Genomic DNA, 22,647 nt, shown 5'->3' on the forward strand with positions numbered 1-22,647 from the left:
CCCGCCGGGCCGTGGATCCCGCGCGTGTCGCGGCCTGACCAGGAGGATGCGCTCGTGATCCGGGTGCTCGTGATCGATGACGACGACATCGCCCGCGAGGCGATGCGCACCGTCCTGGTCAGGGCCGGCTTCGACGTCTCCGAGCTGGCCACGCCCATCGGCGCGACCTCGGTGATCAAGCGCGACGGGATCACCGTGGTCGCGCTCGACATCAACATGCCGACCATCAACGGCGACAAATTAGCCAAGCTGCTCCGGGACAATTCTCAGCTATCGAACCTGGGGATCGTCCTCGTCTCCGGCTGTGACATCGAGCAGCTGAGCGCCATCGGCAAGAGGGTCGGCGCCGACGGCATCGTCTCGAAATCCAAGCTGCACGTCGCCCTCGCGCCGGCCGTCGAGCGCGCGGTGGCGCTGCGCGCCGCGCGGGGCGGCGCGGCCTCGCCGTCGTCCTCAACGTTCCCCACCGCCGGCCCCCCTTCGTCGACAAGGCGTCCAAGATAATCGACCAACGATGGCTACCCCGAATATCCAGGGATCGCTCCGCATCAAGCTGCTGCGCCTGATCCTCGGCGCGCTGCTGCTCCTCGGCGGGACCACGCTCCTCTCGAGCGGCGCGCTCATCTACTCCACGGATCGCGAAGTCCAGGCCCAGCGCGAGCAGGAGCTCCTGGGGAGCCTCGAAGAGAAGGCTCGCCTGCTCGGCTTCAATCAGGCGCTGGCGCTGCGCAGCCTGGTGACGGACAACCTCTTCGGGGACGTCAAGGCGCTCATTCACCAGACCGTCTCGGAGAACAAGGACATCGCCTACGGGCTCTTCTTCGACGCGGAGGACCGGGTCTGGGCGGCGAGCGGGCTCCGGCCGGCGGACGGCGCGAAGGACGCGCCGAACCTCACGACGAAGGACCTGCACGCCCTCGGCATCAGCACGGACCACCCGCCCCGGTCCGTGCTGCGGCGGCGGGAGAACCCCATGGGCGGGGACGACGTCCTGGAGGTCGCGGCCCCGGTCGTCCTGGAGGGGACCCACGCCGGGACCGTGATCTACGGCATCAGCACGAGGAACGTCGTCGAGCGCATGGTCCAGGCCAGAAAGCTCGCCTCCAGCCGGCTCATGACCACGCTCGGGCTGATCGGGGCGCTGGTCCTCGGCAGCTTCGCGGCGAGCTACGTCGTCGTCAAGCGGCTCGCGGTCCACATCACGGAGCCGCTGCTCGCGCTGCGCACCGCGGCGGGCGCCATCGCCGCCGGGCTCCGCTCGGACGCGCCGCTGGAGCAGACGACCGGCGTCGCGCGGCGGAAGTGGGAGCGCGTGAACATCGAGAGCGGCGACGAGATCGAGCTGCTCGGCGCGGCGTTCAACAGCATGGTCGAGGCGAACGAGCAGGCGTTCGAGGAGCTGCGCGTCAAGACCGAGCAGGCCCTCGAGGCGTCCCGGATGAAGAGCGAGTTCCTCGCCAACATGAGCCACGAGATCCGGACGCCGATGAACGGGATCCTCGGGGTCATCCGGCTCATGCAGAACCAGACGCTGGGCGGCAAGATGCGGCGTTACGTGGAGACCGTCGACGCCTCCGCGAACACGTTGATGGCGATCATCAACGACGTCCTCGACTTCTCGAAGCTGGAGGCCGGCAAGTACGTGGCGCAGCACGTCGCCTACGATCTGCGCCTCGTCATCCAGGAGGTCGCGGAGCTGATGGCGAGCCAGGCGCACGAGAAGGGGCTCGAGCTCGTGTACCGCGTGGAGCGCCACGTCCCCACCGGCGTCGTGGGCGACCCCGACCGGTTCCGCCAGGTGCTCACCAACCTGGTGGGCAACGCGATCAAGTTCACCGAGCAAGGAGAGGTGCTGATCGACGCCACGGCGCCCCAGCAGGACAAGACCTCGGCGCTCGTCAAGCTCGTCGTCGTGGACACCGGCCCCGGCATCGCCCACGAGGACCAGCAGAAGCTCTTCGCCGCGTTCACGCAGGTGGACGGCTCGCTGGTCCGCAAGCACGGCGGCACGGGCCTGGGGCTCGCGATCAGCAAGCGCCTGGTGGAGGTCATGGGCGGCGAGATCGGCCTCGAGAGCACGCCGGGACAGGGCAGCAAGTTCTGGTTCACGATCAAGGTCGGCGTCACGGCCGGGGCCGAGCAGATCCGGTCCGCCGAGTGGGCGAGCGGGCGCCGCGCGCTGGTGGTGGAGATCAGCAAGAGCTGGCGTGACGTCGTCGTGGAGCACCTCGTGGCCTGGGGCTTCGACGCCGAGTCCACGGCCTCCGGGAGAGACGCCATCAACCGGCTGGAGCTCGCGTTGCTCGAGAAGCGGCCGTTCAGCGCCGCCGTCGTCGGCGTGCAGATGGACGATCTCGATCTCGAGGAGTTCGTGCGGACCATCCAGTCGGTGCCGGAGCTGCAGACGTTGCCCGTGGTGGCGCTCTACCACATGGGCTCGAGCGTGGCCTTGAGCGGGCTCGACTCCAGCCTCGTCACGCAGCTCCCCAAGCCGCTGCGCGTGTCCGAGCTCTACAACACGCTGCAGAGCGCGCTCACGGGCGCCAAGGTCGCTCCCGTCGTCAAGCCCGGCGCGGAGCCGGGCAAGATCGCGAGCAAGCTGCCCGTCCTGGTCGTCGACGACAACGAGATCAACCGTTACGTGGCGATGGAGCAGGTGGAGCAGCTCGGCCTGCGCGTGGAGACCGCCAGCAACGGCCTGGAAGCGCTGGAGTGCGTCAAGAAGCGGCAGTACGTCGCCGTCCTCATGGACTGCCAGATGCCTGTCATGGACGGGTACACGGCCACCCAGAAGATCCGCGAGTGGGAGCGCGGGAGGAACCGCCACACGGTGATCATCGCGCTGACGGCGCACGCGCTGGTCGGCGAGCGGGACCGGGTGCTCGCCGCGGGGATGGACGACTACCTGGCCAAGCCGGTGCGCCCTCAGTCGCTGCAGAAGACCCTGTGGCGGCACGTCGTCCTGCACCGCGGCGAGCCGGACCAGGATCCCGCGCTCGCCAGCGCCGCCAAGGATCCGGCGGTCCGGCCCGTGCTCGACCCCGAGGTCCCGCGCTCGCGGAAGCTGATCGAGCTGGTCCTCAAGAACGTCCCGGCCCAGCTCGACAGCCTGGATGACTGCATCCAGGGGGCCGTCGCCCCCGAGGTGATGGCGAGCGCGCACAAGCTGAAGGGCAGCATGCTCTCGATCGGCGCGGCGCGCGTCGCGGAGCTGGCGGAGAAGATGCAGCTCGCCGCCGCCAAGGGCGAGCTGCCGCAGAACGGCGACCTGGCGCGGATACGGCAGGAGTTCGACGCCGTCAGCGTCGCCCTGAAGGAGGAGCTCGCCGCGACGGCCAAGGCGACGTGACCATTGCGCCCACTTCACCGTAATCGAGATCTCAGGACCCCCCGTATCCGCATGACATCTGCCTCGCTCGAAACCAAGTGGATTGTTGCCCTGGCGATCGCCGCGATGCCGGGGTTCGCGTGGGCTCAGCCGCAGGCCGCGCCGGCGCCCGGAGCGCCGGGCGCGGCGGGGGGTGAGCACCAGAACGACGCGCTCGAGGACGTGGATCTCTTGCGGCTGCTCGCCGTCGAGGTGTCCACCGCCACGAAGACGCTCGAGACCCTGGACGACGCGCCCGCCCTCGTCACGGCGATCACGGCGGAGGAGATCCGGCGCTGGGGATACAAGAGCGTCGGCGAGGTGCTCCAGCACGTCGTCGGGTTCTACCTCATCGACGACCACATCCTGCCGAACGCCAGCGTGCAGGGCGTGACGGGCGGGCTGGGCGCCGAGAGCGGCGGGATCAAGGTGATGATCGACGGGCGCTCGGTGGCGTTCCGGACCACCAGCGGCAACTGGCTCGGGACGGAGCTGATCCCGCTGTCGGCCATCAAGCAGATCGAGGTCATCCGCGGCCCGGCGTCGGCGCTCTACGGGGCGGACGCGTTCCTCGGGGTCGTCAACATCATCACGCTGTCGGGCGAGGACATCCCCTACGTCGACGGCACGCTGCAGGCCGGCGTGACGAGGAGCCACCCGAGCGGCCGCCTCGACGTGCTGGGCGGCATGTCCACCGGCTATTTCGACATGATGTTGATGGCCGCGGCGGAGCTCGACGACCGGAGCGGGCTGGAGATGCCTCGCGAGTCGCCCGCCCCCCGCGTCCCCGGGTACAACGCGGGGCGCCGGGACGCCCAGAACCTCGAGCGCAGGTCGGCGGTCCTCGGCTCGCGCATCGCGTTCCGCGATCCGGCGCACGGTCACCACCTCGTGCTGAGCGCCTTCTGGTCGGGCTTCCAGCGAGGCGGAGACTTCGCGCAATGGGCGCAGCTCACCGGCAACGCGGACACGGCCGGGGGTCCTGCCGGTGTCCCGGCCAGCGGGACCGTGATCGCCCTGCACCAGCGCCGCGTGTCGATCGACGGGCTCCTTCAGCTCAACCCGGAGCTCGCGCTCGCGGTGCAGGGCATGTACTTCCACGGCGGCGTGCTCCCGGGCGACCGCGTCGACGTCCCCGCCGGCTGGTACTACATCGACCGGCACATGGCGTATCGCGGCGTGGACGCGAACGTCGAGCTCCGGTGGGTCCCGTCGAGCCGCTTCAACCTGATCTTGAACCTGGAGTCCATCTACGACAACGAGGACCTGCCGACCTTCCGTCGAATCGGCAAGAGCACCGGCCAGATCTTCGGCTCGCCGCGGCGGGACGAGCGCACGTTCGAGTCGGTCGACATCGGCTCGCTGCTCAGCGCCAACCTGAAGGTGCTCGATCCGTGGTTGAAGCTGACGGGCGGCGTCCGCTACGACCACCACAACAAGTACGGCAGTCAGCTGACCGGTCGCTTCGGGGCGACCTCGCGCCTGGGGAAGACGGTCGTGGCCAAGCTGCTGTACGGCAGCGCCTTCAAGGCGCCGTCCCCGTACCTGCTCTACGCCGAGCCGCTCGTGCCGGGCGACGTGATCGGGAACGAGGACCTGGAGCCTCAGTTCATCCACACCGTGGACGCCGAGGTGACGTGGAGGCCCGCTGCCTGGCTCTCCGCGAGCACCGGGGTATCCTACAGCCGCCTGAACGACAAGGCAGAGTTCGTCCCGCGCGGCATCAACGAGACGGCCGATAACCTCGCCAGCCAGACGTCCGTGATCTGGGCGACGCGCGCCGATGTGCGGCGCGGCGACGACCTCGGCGGCTACGGCTCCTTCGAGACCGTGTACTCCACGCGGGACTCCGGCCAGGTGGGGTACCAGGCGGACCTGGTCGGTCCGGAGATGGTCGCCTACCCGCGCTGGATCGCCCGGGCCGGGGCCTACGTGAAGCTGCCGTCGCCGCGCTCCGTCCCGCTGGAGCTCTCGACCCAGGGGATCGTCGTCGGGCCCCGGCGGGCCGCGGACTCGAGCATCCTGGAGCACGGCGGCAGCTTCGACCTGCCGCCGTACTTCTGGTGGAACGCCAGCCTGGTCGCGCGCAACCTGTGGGTCATTCCGGGTCACGAGACGACCGTGGCGCTCCGCGCCAAGAACCTCCTCGGCGCCACCGGTCCGGACCCCGGATTCTCGGGGTTCGAGTACCCGCTGGCGCCGCGGGAGATCTTCCTCGAGCTACGACACCGCTACTGACTCGCGCCGATGGAGGCGAGGAAGTCGTTGTAGGCGTCGACCTTGTCCGCCGGGACCACGTCGAGGCCGAGGTTGAACCGTTCGCCGTCGACCATCTGCGGGGCGAGGATCTGCCTGGTCGCATCGAGGCCGATCGTCTTGATGCCGTACAGGATGTAGGGCACGAGGTACCCCTCGTAGTATTGCCGCTGGACGTGGGTGGCCCTGATGAGCCCCTCTCGCATGTAGTCGACGGTCTTCGGATCGAAGTCGAAGGCGACGACGGGGAGGTCCCGCTCGCCCGCGGCCTCCGCGGCCATCGCGCAGCGGTACGCGACGTTGAACAGGCCGATCATGCCCACCACGGGCGGGTCGGCGGTCTCGATCAGGTCCTTCATCCACGCGACGTCATTGGCCTCGCCCTCGTGGGACCAGTCGGCGGAACGCACCACGACCTCGTAACCGGCTCTCTCGATCGCGCCCTGGGCCCCCTGCGTTCGACGCAACCCGTCGGCCCACGTGGGGTCGAGGCTGCCATGGATCACCACCGTACCCGGGCCCGGGGGTAGCATCCGCACGAGGGTCTCCCCTCCCGTGGCGCCGGCAGCGTGGTTGAGGGTGCCGACGTAGATCGCGCGCTCCGCACGCCGCCGTCGTCAGCGCGAGCCCGAGGGCCGCCGCGCGGCATCGTCCAATCCTCGTCATGAGATCCCTCCTCTTGTGATCCGTCCAGTCGTCCGTGCGTGGCGTCCTGCGCGAGCTCACGCTCGCCGCGGGATCATCTCCAGGCCTGGCAGGAGACGGCGATGGGGGCGAGATCGACGAACGCGTCGCCGTCGATGGTCCACTCCTGGAGGAAGTGATGCTTGCTCGCCCCGTACTCGTCGAGCTCGTACTCGGCGGCCGCCCCGACGTACCGGAGAGGGGTCCCCGCGCGGAGCCGTTCCATCGCCGTCTTCAGGTCTCGCCACGAGGCCACCTCGTGGTCGGGGCTGTTGAGCTCGCGGATGATCTCCTGCAGCGCGCGCCCGGAGGTCGGGATGTCCCCGCTCGTCGCCTGCGCGTACACGAGGCCCATCGCGATGAGGACGACACCGTCGTAATAGAAGTGCGCTGCGGGGAACGGCACCTCGCCGCTCCACCGGCGGGAGAAGCGCCGGATGAAGGCGGCGGCGTTCCCGGTCGCGCAGTCGACCGTCTCCTGGACGTCGTCCACGACACGGCACTCGCTCCGCAGGCTGAGCGAGGGCGAGACCCCGGAATATCCGTCGAGCGAGCCCTCCGGGATATTGGCGAGGAGCACCTCGGTGCGCAGCGCGGGGCCGAGGAGCCAGGTGCCCGGGCGCCCGGAGACGGCCCACTCGGTCACGATGGTCGAGGCGGTGGCGGGATAGGCCGCCAGCAGCGTGCCCTCGGCGTGCGCCCCGAAGGCGACCCCGATCTTCTCCCTGTATGTCGACTGGCCCGACGTGAACGTCACGGAGGGGAGCACCCTGCCCCCGAGCGCCGCGATGTGCGTCGTGAACTCGCTGCTGACGCTGGCGTTGTAGTCGTCCCGCGCGGTGAGGCTGTTCGCGGAGTCGACGCCCTCGCGGACCGCGATCTTCGCCAGCGCGCAGCCGAGGGCGAACGGGGATGGAGCGAGCCGTATCCAGCCGCCCCTCGTCTCGCTGCGCTCGACCGAGGGCGCGGCGTACCCCGGCAGCATGTGCAGCCGGTCGAGCGCCTTCACGTCCTGCGCGATCTCGCGGGCGAGATCGTTCTCCTCGGGCCCGATCAGGTAGGCGACCCGGTCGGTATACAGGAGCTCGAGCAGCTGGTTGAACCCACGCTCCGAGCTCGAGTGGCTGTCTCGGCTCAGGAGAGCGAACGGCCTCCCGTCGAGCCCCCCCGCGGCGTTCACGTCCTCGACCGCGAGCAACATGGCTTGCTCGAGGTTGCGGCCGATGGCCGACTCGCCGCCGGTGAAGGGCAAGAGGCCCCCGATGACGACGGCGTCCTCGGGGGTGCCGGGCGCCTCCGACGCGCAGGACGCCGAGAGCAGGGACACGAGCCCCGCGAGCAGCCCGGCCGTCACGCGGCGCGCGCGTCGCGCGCGTCCAGCGAGCCCCATGGGGGCTCGGCCGGAGCGATGCAGAGCGACAGGTATCCCGAGATCAAGGGACATGATTGGCCTTGGAGACGATGACATCGCAACGACGAGTGAGCTGTCAAGATGGCATGAGGATTAGTAAAGACATCTGAACAGGAGAGCCAAGGCCGAAACCACGCAACCATGCGACCCAGATCACATAAACCAGCGTCCAGGCCCAGGGAGCGGCGATGCTTGGCCGTGGTTCGTGGTTTCCTTGAAACAGGGCAACGAGGGACGAGGACGTGCCGCGCCCGCCCTCGGCTGCCCGGCGACGGGGGGAGTCGAGCGGCGCTCTCCGGCCGCCCGGCGGCTCACCGCGCCGGCGCGCCGCAGATGCGGCGGACCAGCTCGAGCAGGGGCTCGATCTGGAGCGGCTTCTTCAAGAGCCCCGCGACGCGGAGCCGCGAGGCCTCCTGCTCGGCCCGCACGTCGGCGGAGACGATCACCACCGGGACCGACGCGAGCTTCGGATCGCGCTGGAGCTCGGCGCGGAGCTGCCACCCGTCCATGACGGGCATCATCAGATCGAGGAGGATCAGCGCCGGCGGCCGGCTCTTTCGCAGCAGCGCGAGCGCCTCGGCGCCGTCCGCCGCCTCCTCGACGTCATAGCCCTCGAAGAGGAGGAGCTGAGACAGAATGCTCCTGATATCCAGGTCGTCCTCGACAATCAGGATGCGGCCTGTGTTCTCGACCATGCTCGGACCCCTCGACCGGGCCGCGTCGCGCGGCGCAGCGCTCTTCAGGCGGCTGAACAGCTTGCAGCGGCCCTGACCGATCGGGCGTTGCAGCGGGCCGGTGAGGCAACTTGAACGCGCGCGGCCGTCCTCGCAAGCGCCCGCCGTCACCGGACGGCCGGCGCGCGGCGCTCCCCCGCCCTACTGCGCCGCCTCGCCGGGGCAGTCGTCGAGGCCCGCGCCCGGGGGCGCGTCGCGCTCGTGCGCGCCCGCCTGCGCCGGCCAGACGGGCAGGAGCACGCGGAAGCACGCGCCCTTGCCGACCTCGCTCTCGACCCGGATCTCCCCCCGGAAGCTCGACACGATGCCGTGGCAGATCGCGAGGCCGAGCCCCGTCCCCTCCCCGATGGGCTTGGTCGTGAAGAACGGGTCGAAGATGCGGCTCCGGAGCTCCGGCGCGATCCCAGGGCCGGTGTCGCTCACGTCGATGCGCACGCGGCCGGGCGGCTCCAGGGCGGTCGCGATCCGGATCTCGTTCTCCGCGTCCCTCCCCTCCGGCAGCGCCTGGGCGGCGTTCACGAGCAGGTTCAGGATCACCTGGCCGAGCTGGGCCTCGTTTGCGTGGACCTGCGGCACCGGGCCGAGATCCAGCGCGAGCCGCGCCTTGCTCTGGATCTGCCGCTGCGCCATGCGGAGCACGAGCTGGATCACGCGGTCGACCTCGACGGGGCCGAGCGCGCCGTCGTCGGCGCGCGAGAACGTCTTCAGGCCGCCCACGATGTGCCGGACGCGCGCCCCGCCCTCCGCGGCCTCGTCGAGCGCCGACAGCAGCGCGTCGATCCGCGCGGCAGCCCCCCGCGACCGGAGCTCCTTCCGCGCGTAATCGAGGTTCGCGATCATGTACGCGAGGGGGTTGTTGATCTCGTGCGCCACCCCGGCGGCGAGCGTGCCGAGCGAGGCCATGCGGTCGGCGAGCAGGAGCCGCGCCTCGATCCGCCGGCGCTCGGTGACGTCGGCGACCGCCCCGAGCATCCGGTACGCCCTGCCGCCCCCGTCGCGCAGGATGATGCCCCGATCGTGGACGTCGGCGTAGCTGCCGTCCGCGAGCGCGCACCGGTACCAGAGCTCGAACGTGCTGTCGCGCCCCTCCATCGCGCGCCGCAGCCCGTTCATCACGCGGTCGCGGTCGTCGGGGTGCACCCGCTCGAACCACCACGCCGCGTCCTCCTCGATGTCGCCGCCGCCCGTGCCGTAGAAGCTCCGCATCCGCTCGCTGCCGGTGACGCGCCCGGACGAGAGGTCCCAGTCCCAGAACGCGTCGCTCGTGGCGCGCACCACGAGGCGCATGCGCTCCTCGCTCGCGCGGAGCGCGTCCTCGGCGGCCTTGCGCGCCGTCATGTCGAGGACGAAGCAGACGCCGCGATCGCGGGCCCCCTCGACCAAGGCCGGGGCCATGAGGACGGGCACGCGCCGCCCGTCCCTGTGGAGGAACTCCTTCTCGAACGGCGCGCAGATGCCGTGCTTCAGGACCTCGGAGAGCGCCCGCTCGTCCGTGGGCCGGTGCTCGGGCGGCGTGATCGCCACCCAGCTCAGGCGCCCGGCCTCGACCTCCTCGCGCGCGTAGCCGGTGATGCCGAGGAAGGCGTCGTTCGCGTCGAGGATGTTCCCGGCCGCGTCCCAGACGAGCAGGCCGATCACCTCCGCGAACGCGCCGCGGAACGGCCGCGCCGCGCGCTCGAGCAGCGCGCGCTCCGCGGGCGCCCGGTCGGCCGCGTGCGCGGCGGACCGCCGCCCCCACCACACCGCCGCGTCGAGCTGGATGCCGATCGACGCCTCGTCCGCCGCCGCCACGACCGTCGCGCCCGCCTCGAGCAGCGCCGCGGTCGCGCCGGCGCCGGAGCCCCCGGCGACCGCGAGCACGGCCACGCGGTCGCCGCCGGGCGCGGCGCGCAGCCTGCGGCACAGCGCGAGCGCCTCGTCGAGCGGCCCGCCTGCCCCCAGCACCACCACGTCGAACGGCTGGATCGCCAGGAGATCCAGGCCCGCCTCGGTATCCCGCGCCGGCACCGGGACGTAGCCCCGCGCCGCCGCGAGCGCCAGGACGGCGCCCGCGGCGGCGCCGGGGAAGATCAAGATCCTGGGTTCCGGTGCTCCCGCCACCCTCGCAAGATCCCGCGCGCGGCGCGCAGACGCAATACTGGCGAAACGTTCTTTTTCGTCCAGCCCGTCGTCACCCGGCGCCCTGCCCGGACCGCCAGTCGTCGAACCACTGCGAGGCGTTCGCGTACCCGGCGAGCTGTGATGATTTTTTGTAACAGAGGAAGTAGAGCCGTCCCCCCTGCACGCCGCATTCGGTGCGGTCTGTCCAGTAGGCGAGGAGCGCCGGATCCGCCGCCGGGTTGCTGGAGAACGAGGCGCCCTCCTCGACGACCGGCGTCACGCCGGGCGGGGGGCAGCCCACCGGGGCGGCGCGGGCCGGCGTGGCCTGCCTGCCCGGGTTCTCGAGCGCGTCGCCGCCCGGGTTGAACAGCGCCTCGGCCACCCGCCGCATCGCGGCGACGCGATCGGGGCCGCCGAGAGAGAGGATATCGAGGCAGGCGCGATCCACCTGGATGAGGATGAAATTGCGCCCCTCGGTCACGGTGAGCGAGAGCCCGCCCGCCGCGTACTCGTGCCGCAGCAGATCGGGCGTGTCGTCCGTGGCGGCGTGGAGCGCGTGCCGCGCCGAGAGGCGCTCGTTGTACGGGTTGAGCTCGCTCCTGAAGATGGAGTCGCACCAGAAGAACGAGTCGGCGCGCGCCTGAGGCGGCAAGTCCTCGACGCGCTCGACCGGCGTGAAGCCGTCCGGGGGCACGCTCCCCACCGCCGAGAGCCACGCGGTGATCCTCGCGGCGACGTCCTGCTCGAGACACCCCTCAGCGTTCATCACGCACCTCCGAAAGGCCTGTAGACCGCCACGATCTTCTCGACACGGTACCCGTCGTTCTCCGCCGCGCTGAACCAGATGAGGCCCCAGAAGACGCTCAGGACCTGCTGGAGGTCGCCGAAGACCCCGGCGCCCCCCGCGTAGTACCGGGTCAGGCCGCCGTGCGAGAACTCCAGGCACGCCTCGTACCGGTTGAGCCCCGGGCTGTAGCGCCCGTCGGGCATGCGGGTGTGGGAGGCGGGATAGGTCTTCCCCTCCTCGACCGGGCCGTCGACGAGCGCCGCGCGCCACAGGCGGCCGCCCGAGGTCGTCGTCACGTCCAGCCCCGCCCACGGCTTCTCCTCCAGATCGGCCGACAGCGCCCGCCGCCCGCCGCCCACGTTGGGGTCGCCCCAGACCACGATCATGCGGGTGCGCCCCGGGATCCCGAGCTGGCGCAGCATGGCGCGGACGAGGCGGACGATCGCCTGACACTCGCCCGTCTCCTCGACGTACTCGGTCATCGCCCAGGCGCCCCCCGCGTTGTTCAGGTACGTCGGATGGTGGTATTCCCGCGGCACCCTGGGGCTCGGCTTGAGCGTGTACGTCGGGAACCTGGACAGGAGACCGCTCACGATCTCGTGGGGATCCAGGGTGTCGAGCCGCCCGATCCAGGAGACCGCCGTGTCCATCCGTTTCAAGGTCACCCCGTCTTCCTGCCAGACATGCTGTCTGTCGGTCTGGGGCCGGCCCATCGTGACGTACACGACGTTCGATGTCGTCCTGGGCGACATCGCGGCTCCGGAGGCCGACCAGGTCAGGGTGAGGTCGATCTTCTGGATCTTCCGCTCGAGCTTCCGCGCGGAGGAGAGATCGAGCGGCCCGCCGCCGGCCACGAGGTTCCGGCTCGCGAACGACAGCCCCATCGGCCCGGCGGCGCGGATCTCGCGCGGGGCGGCGGCGCGCGCGTCGCCGCGCGACTCGAGGCCGAGCCGGATGACGACGTTCCTCCCCATCGAGATCGACACGGGGGCCGAGGCCTCGGGCGTCCACTCGGGCACCGGGCACGGATCTCCCGCGTTCTTCCACCTGCTCTGTCCTTTGCAGTCCTTCAGGAGACCGTGATCGGATCGGAACTCGATGGAACGAAGCGCGATGGTCGGCGCCTCCTCCGCCGCTTCCTCGGGGCGCGGGCCCTCCCTGGTCGGATCCGCCATAGCGACCCTCCTCGTCGCCGGCGCTCATGGACTCGACACCGGCCGAGCCACGCGCCGACTCACCGGGATCGTAACGCCCGAGCCGGCCGGGCCAAGTCGGGTGGTCGCTGCAACGGCGCCAGTGGGCGGGTGCGCCCGGGGGGCTCACCGGAGGGGCTTTCGTGCAGGCGAGCCACAAAAGGGGCTCGCCGGAGCGAGAGGCCCCGGAGGTGAGCCCTCCGGGCGCACCCGCCCATTGGCGCGCTCCGCTCCGCTCCGCGCCGCGCCGCGACGACGCGGACGCCCGGGCTCGGGCCGGCGCGGGCCACGAGCCGGGTTCCGGACGCCGCGCATCCGGGCTAGATCCCGGGCATGTCCAACAGCCTGTTCGTCGTGCATGTCCACGTGCATGTCAAACCCGAGCTCGTCGACGCCTTCCGCGCGGCGACGCTCGAGAACGCGCGCGAGAGCGTCAAGGAGCCCGGGATCGCCCGGTTCGACGTCGTCCAGGACACCGAGGATCCCACGCGCTTCGTGCTCGTCGAGATCTACCGGACCAAGGACGCTCCGGCCCAGCACAAGGAAACGGCGCATTACCAGCGATGGCGGGACACCGTGGCCGACATGATGGCCGAGCCGCGGACCAGCCGGAAATACGTCAATGTCTTCCCGGACGACGCGGGGTATTGACGTGACGGCCCCGGGTGAGGCGCTCGCCTTCGAGTTCGCCACCGCGACGCGCATCCTCTTCGGCGCCGGCAAGCTCTCGGAGGTGCCCGCGGCCGTGCGGGGCCTCGGCGGGACGCGGGCGCTCGTCGTCACCGGGCAGAGCCCCGCCCGCGCCGCGCCGCTCCTCGCGGCGCTCGAGCGGGCGAACGTCTCCGCGGCGCGCTTCGCCGTCGCGGGCGAGCCCACGGTGGAGATCGCGCGCGAGGGCGCGGCGCGGGCCGCGGCCGAGCGGTGCGACGTCGTGGTGGCGCTCGGCGGCGGCAGCGCGATCGACGCCGGCAAGGCGATCGCCGCGCTGCTCGCGAACGGGGGCGATCCGCTCGACTACCTGGAGGTCGTCGGCCGCGGCGGGGCGCTCACGCGCCCGTCCGCGCCGTTCGTGGCGATCCCCACGACCGCGGGCACCGGCTCGGAGGTGACGCGCAACGCGGTGCTCGCCTCGAAGGAGGCGCGCGTGAAGGCCAGCCTGCGCAGCCCGCTGATGCTGCCGCGCCTCGCGGTGATCGACCCCGATCTGCTCGCGGGCGCGCCGCCCGAGGTGCTCGCCTCGAGCGGCCTCGACGCGCTCTCGCAGCTCATCGAGCCGCTCCTGTCGAGCCGCAGCAACCCGATCACGGACGCCCTCGCGCGCGAGGGCATCCGGAGGTCGGCGCGCTCGCTCCGCCGCGCCGTCCTCGAGGGCGGAGACGCCCCGGCGCGGGACGACCTCGCCGTGGCCAGCCTGCTCGGCGGCCTGTGCCTGGCGAACGCGGGCCTCGGCGCCGTGCACGGCTTCGCCGCGCCCGTGGGGGGCATGTTCGACGCGCCCCACGGCGCCGTGTGCGCCGCGCTCCTGCCGGCGGTCCTCGAGGTCAACCTGCGGGCGCTCCGCGCGCGTGGCCCGGCTCACCCCGCCCTGCCGCGCTTCGACGAGCTCGCGGCGCTCGTCACCGGGCGGGCCGGGGCCTCCGCCGAGGAGGGCATCGCGTGGGTCCGGGAGCTCTGCCGCGACCTCGCGATCCCGGGCCTCGGGCGCTACGGCATGAGCCCGGCCGACGTCCCCGCGCTCGTCGCCAAGGCCAGGGCGGCGAGCAGCATGAAGGCGAACCCGCTGCCGCTGACCGACGACGAGCTCACCGAGATCGCGGCCCGATCGGTGTGATCGCGGCGCCGGTGGTATCATCCCGCGGTGGCAAGCCCCTACCGGACGAGACCGCCCTCCCCGCCTGCCCGCCCGACCGATGAGCGGCGGCTCGGCGTATCGACCCTCGCGTTCGGCTTCCTGTGCGCCGTGATGGGGATCTCCCTCGCCGACGAGGGGCGGTCCGAGTGCGCGCTCCTGACGGGCCTGGGCGGCTTCGCCCTGCTCCTCAAGCGCGAGGGCGCTCGCTAGCTTCCCCGCTTCATGTCCCGATCCCCGATTCCCCGATTCCCGACGACGACGACCGGAGCTCGATGATGAACGAACCCGCCCCGAATTCGACCCTCGACGCCATGCTCGCCGCCCAGCGCATCGCGTTTGCGCCCGTCATGTTCCAGGTGGCGCGGGTGATGCGGAACCGCGGTGTCCTGAGGTCGCTGCAGCGCGCCGGCCGGCACGGCAAGACCGCGGCGGACGTGGCGAACGACACCGGCCTCTCGACCTACGCGACGAAGACGTTGCTGGAGGCGAGCCTGAGCTTCGGCCTGGTGGAGCACGCGGGCGAGGGCCGCGAGCAATACCGGATCACGAGGACGGGGCTCATCATCGAGAACGACAGGATGACCCGCATCAACATGGATTTCATCCATGACGTCTGCTACGAGGGCATGCGCTTCCTCGACGAGGCGATCGAGGGCGGCAAGCCGGCGGGGCTCAAGGTCTTCGGCGAGTGGCCCACCGTGTACGAGGCGCTGGCCACGCTCCCGCCGAAGGTGAGAGAGAGCTGGTTCGCGTTCGATCACCTCTACTCCGACTCGGCCTTTCCCGTGGCGCTGCCGCTCGTGTTCGAGCGGAGGCCGAGGCGGCTCCTCGACATCGGGGGCAACACCGGGCGGTGGGCCATCCAGTGCTGCGCGCACGACCCCGACGTGCACGTCACCCTCCTGGACCTGCCCGGCCAGCTCGAGGACGCCCGCGAGAACGTCACGCGGCACGGCCTGCTCGGCCGGATCACGGGCACGCCCATCGACATCCTGGATCACACCCAGGCGTTCCCGACAGGCTACGACGCGCTCTGGATGAGCCAGTTCCTCGTGTGCTTCTCCGAGGCGGACATCCTGCAGATCCTCCGGCGGGCCCACGCCGCCATGGCGGACGACGCGGTGCTCTGGATCCTCGACACGTTCTGGGATCGGCAGACGAACGGGGTCGCGGTCCACTGCCTGCACGGGTCTTCCCTGTATTTCACGTGCCTCGCCAACGGGAACAGCCGCATGTACAGCGCCGCGGACATCAAGCGCTGCATCGAGGAGGCGGGGCTCATCGTCGAGGCGGAGCGCGACCAGCTCGGCCTCGCCCACACGCTGCTCCGGTGCCGCAAGCGCGACGCGGCCGCGCCTGGGCGGCGCGCCGGCTGAGGCCGCTCGCGGCGGCCGCCGGGTGGGCGACGGAAAGGCTTTCGCCCGCGGCCTTCGGGTAGCATAGTGGCGGCCCGACGGCGCGCCGCGCCATGAGCTCACAAGGAGAAACCGCCGTGTCTCACCCCCCGCTCACCCAGCTATCCGACGAGGAGCGCCTCTTCCGCGACTCGGTGCTCGATTTCGCGAGGAAGCGTGTCGCGCCGCGCGCGGCCGCGATGGACGAACAGGGCGCGCTCGACCGCGATCTCCTCCCCTCGCTGTTCGAGCTCGGCCTCATGGGCATCGAGATCCCGGAGGCGTACGGGGGCTCTGGCGCGAGCTTCTTCAGCGCGATCCTGGCGATCGAGGCGCTCGCCGTGGCCGACCCGAGCGTCAGCGTGCTCGTCGACGTGCAGAACACGCTGGTGGCGAACGCGTTCCTCCGCTGGGGGACGGACGCGCAGAAGGAGCAATACCTGCCGCGGCTCGGCCGGGAGTGGGTCGGCTCGTATGCGCTGAGCGAGGCGGGCTCCGGCTCGGACGCCTTCGCGCTCGCGGCGCGGGCGGAGCGCCGCGGCGACCGCTGGATCCTGAACGGCCGAAAGCTGTGGATCACGAACGCGAACGAGAGCTCGGTGTTCCTGGTGTTCGCCAGCGTCGACCCGTCGAAGGGCTACAAGGGCATCACGGCGTTCGTGGTCGAGCGCTCGTTCCCCGGGTTCTCGGTCGGCAAGAAGGAGAACAAGCTCGGGATCCGCGCCTCCAGCACGTGCGAGCTCGTCCTGGAGGACTGCGAGGTGCCGGCGGGCAACGTGCTCGGCGAGGTCGGCAAGGGGTACAAGATCGCGATCGAGACGCTGAACGAGGGCCGCATCGGCATCGGAGCGCAGATGCTGGGCCTCGCGGCCGGGGCGTTCGAGCACGCGATGCGCTACATGGGCGAACGGAAGCAGTTCGGCCAGACGATCGCGAGCTTCCAGGGCGTGCAATACCAGTACGCGCGCGTGGCGATGGAGATCGAGGCCGCGCGCCTGCTCGTCTACAACGCGGCGCGGCGGAAGGACGCGGGCCTGCCGTTCGTGAAGGAGGCGGCGATGGCGAAGCTGTTCGCGTCCGAGGTGGCCGAGCGGACCGCGTCGCTCTGCGTCGAGTTCATGGGCGGCGTCGGCTTCACCAAGGAATATCCGGTGGAGAAGCTCTACCGCGACGCGAAGATCGGGAAGATCTACGAGGGCACGTCGAACATGCAGCTCTCGACGATCGCGAAGCTGGTCCAGGCGGAGTACGACGTGACGGGGTGAGCCGCTCCCCCGGCGGCGGGGGCGCAGCGACGCGCGCGACATCGCGCCTCAGGGACAGACCATCGCCCGGGTCGAGCTGGGCAGCCCCTCTTCCATCTCACTCGACGTCCTGTCCGCCCGTCCCGCTCGCTCGGCGAGGCCCGCCGCGCCCTCCCCGAGGCCGTCGAACACGCGCGATCCCCGGTCCATGCTGCGGGGCTGACCGCCGCCGGCGTCGCGCAGGATGGCGCCGAGCGCCGCGGCGTCCGCGGCGTCGCGCGCGTGCACGCCGAGGAACATCCCGCCTTCCTTCAGGGCGGCCTCGTGGGCGCGCGCGCGGTGCGCCGGGACTCCCGCGCTCACGAGGAGGCTGGTCAGGGTGAACGAGGCGGCCCCCGAGCTCGCGTCCGCGAGCCGCGCCGCGATGGGGCCGGCCACCGAGAGCCGCAGGCCGGGGGCGACCACGCCGGCGCCCGCCGAGGCGAGGATCGCGTCGAGCGCGTGACCGCTCACGGCCGCGCCGTGCACGCGCGAGGGCGCGAAGCGCCGCCGCCGGGCCGCCTCGCTCACGATCACGCAGAGATCGGCCCGCGGGTGGCCGCGGTCCATGATCCGCAGCACCGCGTCCTCCGCCGCCACGCGCGTCCGCACCACCTCGCTGATCAGCCGACGGTCTGCCATGACGATCTCCCTGGCCGAGCCTGCCCCCGCGCACCGCGTCGCCGCGCCGGCACGCGCTCGCCGCCGCGCCGCGGCGCGGCCGCGCGCACGCTCTCGCGGAGCTGGCCCGCGAGCGGCGCGGCCTCGCGCTCGCTGAAGCCGCGCACGATCCGGAGCATCCTGGCCTCCTCGGGCCGGAGCGCCGCGAGCGCCGCGTCCTCGGCGGCCTGCTCCGCCGCGATCAGGGCGTGCAGCGCGCCCTCCGTGTAGGCGCGGATCACCGCAGGATGGATATAACAGCGCTGGCAGACCGCGCGCGTGTTGCCCAGGCGGGCAGACACCCTGTCGATCACCTGCGCGACGCGCTTCTTCACGCGGGTGACCGAGCGCTCGATCTCCACCTCGCACAGGAACGACGCGCACAGCACCGTGCCGGTCCAGGTGCGGAAATCCTTCGCCGTGAACTCCTGACCCGCGATCGCGCGGAGGTACTCGTTCACGTCGTCCGAGTGGATCCGCTGCCGCTCGCCGCTGTCGTCGATGTACTGGAACAGCTCGTGACCCGGCACGTCCTGGCACCGCTTCACGACGCGCGCGAGCCGACGATCCCGCACCGTGAGCTCGTGCTCCTTGCCGCTCTTGCCCCTGAAATGGAAGCGGATGCGATCCCCCTCGATCTCCACGTGCTCGTCGTGCAGCGTGGTCAGACCGTAGGAGTCGTTGTCGCGCGCGTACTCGTCGTTCCCGATGCGGATCGAGGTCTCGTCGAGCAGGCGCACCACGGTGGCCAGCACCTTCTCGCGGGGCAGCCCCGGGAGCGCGAGATCGCGCTCGGTCGCCGCGCGGATCGCCGGGAGCGCCGCGCCGAACGCGAGCATGCGATCGTACTTGGTCTCGTCCCGGACCTCGCGCCAGCGCGGGTGATACCGGTACTGCTTCCTGCCGCGCGCGTCCCGGCCCGTGGCCTGGATGTGCCCGCGCTCGCTCCGGCAGATCCACACCCCCGTCCACGCCGGCGGGATGGCCAGGCGGCGAATGCGCGCGAGGGTCCCCTCGTCCGTGACGGCGCGCCCCTCGGGGTCGAGGTACCTGAAGCCCTTGCCCGCCTTGCGCCGGGTGATGCCAGGCTCGCCGTCGTTCACGTACCGGAGGCCGGCCGACCTGGCGGACTCGAAAGGAGATGGGGTGAGCGCCGAGGCCACGTCCCCGGCGCCCGGCCCGGGGGCGAGCTCGACCGACGTGACCGACTCGACCGACAGGTCGACGCGGCGCCGCCGGACGACGACCGCAGAGGAGCGCCGCTCACCGCGCGGGGCGCGCCGCACGCGACGCCTGGATCGGGGGGTGGCGCTCTCGCTCGGCATGACAGGCCCCATCGCGTATCGCTGAAGCGCCCGCGGAACGGCCCTCCTCGCCGCATCGTCGTTCAGATCGTGGTGGACCGTGTGCTTCATGATGACCTCGGGCGGGCGCTGCAGGGCTGGATCCAGCGGGAGCCAGCGGCCGACTGCCCCGACGAAGCAGAGCCCGCAAGCAAGCATGGTGCCCCGCCTTGCCGCGAGGACACCGCGCGCGGGCGCGGCAGATCTCCCGGGAAATCCAGGACGAGCTCGCGCGTGCGTCGCGCCGCGCGCCTGGCGACGTTCGCCACAAACGGGGCAGTTCGCCACGGCGCTCGCCCTGCGCGCCGCGCGACAGGCCCGCTCGCGGCCTCCGGGCGGCCTCGGCATGACACGTGCCATCGACGACGATCATGCATGCACCGGGAGCGCTGGAGTCACCGCCTGTGCCTCGGAGGTGGCCCGGCCGAGGCGCCCTCAAGGCGCTCAAGGTGCTGGGGATCGCGCCGGTCGCGCTCTGGATCGGCTACGTCGTGGTCGTGAACGTCCTGCTGAGCGCGGGCCTCGTGGCGAGGCTCGTCAGCTACGACCCGGTCGATGCGACGCTGTACTACGGCTCGGCGTGGAGCCTCTGGCCAGGGGTCGTGCATGCCAAGGAATTCCGGCTCAGCGGCTCGGACAGCACGCTGCAATGGGCGGTGGAGCTCGACGAGGTGGACGCCGATATCCACCTCACGGAGCTCCTCCGCCGGAAGTTCTACGCGGAGGACATCCGCGCCCGGGGCTTCGTGTTCCGGGTGCGGCTGCTCGTGGATCCGACGAACGAGCGCGATCTGGAGGCCCCGCACATCCAGGCGCTGCCGCCCATCCCGGAGTTCACGAATCCACCGCTCAAGCCGGCGCTGCCCCCGGAGCGGGATCTCGAGCGCTCGGACGAGGGCTACGACCTCTGGACGGTGCACCTCGAGGGCGTGGACACGACGCTCGAGGAGATCTGGATCCAGCAGATCCGGTACGCCGGCGGAGGACGCGTGCGGGGCGGGTTCTATTACAAGCCGCTCCGCGAGGTCCGCGTCGGTCCGGTCGCGCTGGAGCTCCGGGAGGGCGAGGTCCACCTCGCCGATCGCGTGATCGCGCGGCTCGACGGCGGCGCCGACGTGACGATGACGACGTTCGATCCACGGGACATCGAGGGGCTCGACATCCTCGAGAGCACCTCCGCGCGCGTCCGCGTGGACGCGCAGCTCCCGGGGCTCGATGTCGTCCATTTCTACGCGGGCGAGGGCGCCGGGCCGCGGCTCGAGGACGGGAGCGGGGAGCTCCGGGCGCGCCTCGTCGTGAACAAGGGGCGCGTCGAGCCGGGGAGCGCGCTCTCGTACGCGACGCGCCACCTCGCGCTCGGCGCCCCGGCGCTCCGGGCGACCGTCGAGGGCGAGGTGGACGTCCGCGTCGGCGCGCGCGGGGAGGCGCGCCTCGCGCTCCGCGTGCCCCGCGCCGCGCTCGCGCGCCCCGGGGAGGGGCTGCCGCGCGTCGTGGTGGAGGGGGCGAGCGCGGTCCTCGACGCGCCGGAGCTCCACCTGCTGCGGCTCCCGCCGGCGTTCGCGTCGAGGGCGGAGGTCGTCGCCGCGGCGATCCCGGATCTGCGCTGGCTCAACGGGGACAGCCCCGATCCGGAGGCGCCGAGGTTCACGGGCGGCGCCGCGTCCCTGCGGGCCAGCGTCGACGTCGACCGGCGAGGGCGCGCGACGGGCGCGCTGAGCCTGCGGCTGGAGGACGGCGCCCTCCGGTGGAAGGAGACCCGCGTGAAGGGCGACGCGGCGGCGCGCCTCGCGCTCGACGCCGCCGACGTCTGGAGCCCGTCGGCCCGCGTCCGGAAGAGCCGTATCGAGATCGAGGACCTCGCGGTCGAGCACGGGGGCGAGGCGTGGCCCGGCTGGTGGGCGCGCATCGACATCGACGAGGCCAGGGTGGCGCGAGGGCTGCTGGAGGCCGCGATACGGCTCGAGTGCAAGGACGCGCGGCCCGCCGTGGCGCTGCTCGACGCCGAGGACGCCCTCCCCGGGTGGGCGGCGGGCCTCTTGACGATGGAGGGGCTCAAGGCGTCAGCGACGGTCCGGCGGGAGGCGAGCGACGTGGATTTCAGGCTGCTTGAGGCGCAGGGGGACAATCTCGCGCTCCGCGGGCGGCTCACGAAATCCGACGGGCGCGAGGCGCGGGGGGCGTTCCTCGTGAAGAGCGGGCCGCTCTCCGTGGGGATCGATCTCGCGGAGGACGGGGCCGGCGTGCACCCGCTCGTGGGAGACGACTGGGTGAACGAGAAGATGGCCGCGCTCGGCAAGTGAGCGAGGCACGGGGGCAGGCCTCGGCGCGCTGCCCGGCCCCCGGCGCCGCTACTGAATCGCGCCGATCGTGTCGAGGAAGGCGTTGTAGGCGTCAATCTTGTCCGCCGGGATGACGTCGATGCCGATGTTGACGCGCTCCAGGTCGCCCTCGTCCATCAGCGGAGAGAGGATCTCCCTCGTCGCGTCGAGGCCGATGGTCTTGATGCCGTAGAGGATGTAGGGCACGAGGTACCCCTCGTAGTACTGCCGCTGCGTGTGCGTCGCCTGGATGCGCCCCTGTCGCATGTAGTCGACGGTCTTCGGATCGAAGTCGAACGCGACGATGGGGAGATCGGGCTTGCCCGCGGCGTCCGCGGCCATCACGCACCGGTACGAGAGGTTGAACAGGCCGAGCATGCCCACGACGGGCGGGTCCGCGGTCTCGATCTGGGACTTCATCCAGTCGACGTCGAAGGCGTCGCTGTCGCCGACGAACATGACCTGGGTCACCAGGGCCGTGTAACCGGCCTCCTCGAGCACCGCCTTGGCCCCCTGCGTCCGATCGTATCCATCGCGCCACTCCGGTCCGACGTTGCCGTGGATCATCACCGTGCCCGGCCCCGGGGGGAGCATCGGGAGCAGGGTCTCCGCCGCCGTGGCGCCGGCAGCCTCGTTGAGGGTCCCGACGTAGAGCGCGCGGTTCGAGGCCGGCAGGTCGGAGTCGAGCGTCACCACGTGGACCCCCTTCGCGACGGCCTCGTTGATGACGGCGACGGCCGCGTCGTCCTCGCTGACGGGCGAGACGCCGATCGCTTCGGCGCCGTCCGCCACCATCTGTTCGATCTGTTGATTCTGCATCTTCCTCGATTCCAGGACGTCGCCCGACCGGTTGTTGAGCCCGAGCACGTTCCCCGTGACCTCGAGCTCGCCCATGGCCCGGTTCGCGCCCGTGGCGATCGGCTCGAAGAAGCCGTAGAGCTCCTTCAACAGGACCGCCATCTGCATGGGCTCGATCGACCCCTTGTTGATCTCGGCGATCAGGTCGTCGATCGTCGCCTCGAGCTCCCTCGGGGTGAACTCGTTGTCCGGCGTCGGCGTCCGCCGGATGGCCGTGGCCTCCCGGCCCGCGTCGACGGTATCGCTCGTCCCGCACGCCGTCGTCATCATCAGCGCGAGCCCGAAGGCCGCTCCCCAGCGTCGTCCAGGCATCGTCATGAGATCCCTCCTCTTCCGTGGCTCGTTCGGTCGCGCGGTCCCCTGCGTGAGGCTCGAGGTCGCAGCGAGATCGTCGCCGTGCGTCGCAC

The 22,647-nt window shown here is 71.5% G+C and carries 18 protein-coding genes; 9 read left to right on the forward strand and 9 right to left on the reverse strand.

The genetic code is table 11. The features are described 5' to 3' along the window. The first annotated feature begins 24 nt into the window (after positions 1–24). The 3 genes from WMF31_RS30595 to WMF31_RS30605 are packed head-to-tail and all read left to right on the forward strand — an operon-like array spanning position 25 to position 5,605. Positions 25–504 (forward strand): response regulator, encoded by a 480-nt coding sequence (locus tag WMF31_RS30595; RefSeq protein ID WP_436605335.1) that lies wholly within the window; start codon positions 25–27, stop codon positions 502–504. 10 nt (positions 505–514) lie between these two features. After that, positions 515–3,349 carry a response regulator gene (locus tag WMF31_RS30600; protein ID WP_436605336.1) on the forward strand — a complete coding sequence of 945 codons (2,835 nt, stop codon included), beginning with the start codon at positions 515–517 and terminating at the stop codon, positions 3,347–3,349. Between the two features lie 51 nt (positions 3,350–3,400). Further along, positions 3,401–5,605 (forward strand): TonB-dependent receptor plug domain-containing protein, encoded by a 2,205-nt coding sequence (locus WMF31_RS30605; RefSeq protein WP_436605337.1) that lies wholly within the window; start codon positions 3,401–3,403, stop codon positions 5,603–5,605. On the opposite strand, the gene WMF31_RS30610 is transcribed toward WMF31_RS30605, so the two are convergent. The 6 genes from WMF31_RS30610 to WMF31_RS30635 form a co-directional block, all read right to left on the reverse strand. Next, entirely contained in the window at positions 5,599–6,216 is a 618-nt protein-coding gene (locus WMF31_RS30610; protein WP_436606620.1) for a substrate-binding domain-containing protein, read from the reverse strand. The two genes, WMF31_RS30605 and WMF31_RS30610, sit on opposite strands and share 7 nt — an antisense overlap. 146 nt (positions 6,217–6,362) lie before the next feature. Beyond that, the gene (locus WMF31_RS30615; protein ID WP_436605338.1) at positions 6,363–7,661 is read right to left on the reverse strand and encodes an ABC transporter substrate-binding protein; all 1,299 of its coding nucleotides are present in this window, start codon (positions 7,659–7,661) and stop codon (positions 6,363–6,365) included. Between the two features lie 368 nt (positions 7,662–8,029). Beyond that, entirely contained in the window at positions 8,030–8,413 is a 384-nt protein-coding gene (locus WMF31_RS30620; protein ID WP_436605339.1) for a response regulator, read from the reverse strand. Between the two features lie 180 nt (positions 8,414–8,593). Beyond that, positions 8,594–10,525 carry an ATP-binding protein gene (locus WMF31_RS30625; RefSeq protein ID WP_436605340.1) on the reverse strand — a complete coding sequence of 644 codons (1,932 nt, stop codon included), beginning with the start codon at positions 10,523–10,525 and terminating at the stop codon, positions 8,594–8,596. Between the two features lie 97 nt (positions 10,526–10,622). Further along, complete coding sequence (locus WMF31_RS30630; protein ID WP_436605341.1) at positions 10,623–11,318, reverse strand: hypothetical protein; 696 nt, start codon at positions 11,316–11,318, stop codon at positions 10,623–10,625. Then, a complete protein-coding gene (locus tag WMF31_RS30635) occupies positions 11,318–12,514 on the reverse strand; it encodes a hypothetical protein (RefSeq protein ID WP_436605342.1) in 1,197 nt (398 codons plus the stop codon). The genes WMF31_RS30630 and WMF31_RS30635 overlap by 1 nt, the downstream gene beginning before the upstream one ends. Positions 12,515–12,865: 351 nt before the next feature. Between WMF31_RS30635 and WMF31_RS30640 the strand changes: the two genes are divergently transcribed. The 5 genes from WMF31_RS30640 (at position 12,866) to WMF31_RS30660 (ending at position 17,043) form a co-directional block, all read left to right on the forward strand. After that, positions 12,866–13,183 carry a putative quinol monooxygenase gene (locus WMF31_RS30640; protein WP_436605343.1) on the forward strand — a complete coding sequence of 106 codons (318 nt, stop codon included), beginning with the start codon at positions 12,866–12,868 and terminating at the stop codon, positions 13,181–13,183. Continuing rightward, a complete protein-coding gene (locus WMF31_RS30645; protein WP_436605344.1) occupies positions 13,155–14,363 on the forward strand; it encodes an iron-containing alcohol dehydrogenase in 1,209 nt (402 codons plus the stop codon). The genes WMF31_RS30640 and WMF31_RS30645 overlap by 29 nt, the downstream gene beginning before the upstream one ends. 27 nt (positions 14,364–14,390) lie before the next feature. Beyond that, complete coding sequence (locus WMF31_RS30650; protein ID WP_436605345.1) at positions 14,391–14,594, forward strand: hypothetical protein; 204 nt, start codon at positions 14,391–14,393, stop codon at positions 14,592–14,594. Between the two features lie 62 nt (positions 14,595–14,656). Next, positions 14,657–15,760 (forward strand): class I SAM-dependent methyltransferase, encoded by a 1,104-nt coding sequence (locus WMF31_RS30655; RefSeq protein ID WP_436605346.1) that lies wholly within the window; start codon positions 14,657–14,659, stop codon positions 15,758–15,760. A 116-nt stretch (positions 15,761–15,876) separates the two neighbouring features. Beyond that, positions 15,877–17,043, forward strand: a complete 1,167-nt coding sequence (locus tag WMF31_RS30660; RefSeq protein WP_436605347.1) for an acyl-CoA dehydrogenase — start codon at positions 15,877–15,879, stop codon at positions 17,041–17,043. 48 nt (positions 17,044–17,091) lie between these two features. Here WMF31_RS30660 and WMF31_RS30665 read toward each other — a convergent pair whose 3' ends face one another. Together WMF31_RS30665 and WMF31_RS30670 are read right to left on the reverse strand one after the other, a co-directional pair. Then, entirely contained in the window at positions 17,092–17,703 is a 612-nt protein-coding gene (locus WMF31_RS30665) for a hypothetical protein (RefSeq protein WP_436605348.1), read from the reverse strand. Beyond that, the gene (locus WMF31_RS30670) at positions 17,685–19,046 is read right to left on the reverse strand and encodes a DNA topoisomerase IB (RefSeq protein ID WP_436606621.1); all 1,362 of its coding nucleotides are present in this window, start codon (positions 19,044–19,046) and stop codon (positions 17,685–17,687) included. The genes WMF31_RS30665 and WMF31_RS30670 overlap by 19 nt, the downstream gene beginning before the upstream one ends. Positions 19,047–19,468: 422 nt before the next feature. Between WMF31_RS30670 and WMF31_RS30675 the strand changes: the two genes are divergently transcribed. Then, positions 19,469–21,364: a hypothetical protein gene (locus tag WMF31_RS30675; RefSeq protein ID WP_436605349.1), complete on the forward strand. Its 1,896-nt coding sequence runs from the start codon at positions 19,469–19,471 to the stop codon at positions 21,362–21,364. A 48-nt stretch (positions 21,365–21,412) separates the two neighbouring features. Here WMF31_RS30675 and WMF31_RS30680 read toward each other — a convergent pair whose 3' ends face one another. After that, positions 21,413–22,558, reverse strand: coding sequence for a substrate-binding domain-containing protein (locus WMF31_RS30680; RefSeq protein ID WP_436605350.1), 1,146 nt, complete (start codon positions 22,556–22,558; stop codon positions 21,413–21,415). Positions 22,559–22,647 lie beyond the last annotated feature (89 nt).

It is taken from the genome of Sorangium sp. So ce1036, from assembly GCF_051369805.1.
Lineage (GTDB): Bacteria > Myxococcota_A > Polyangia > Polyangiales > Polyangiaceae > Sorangium > Sorangium cellulosum_F.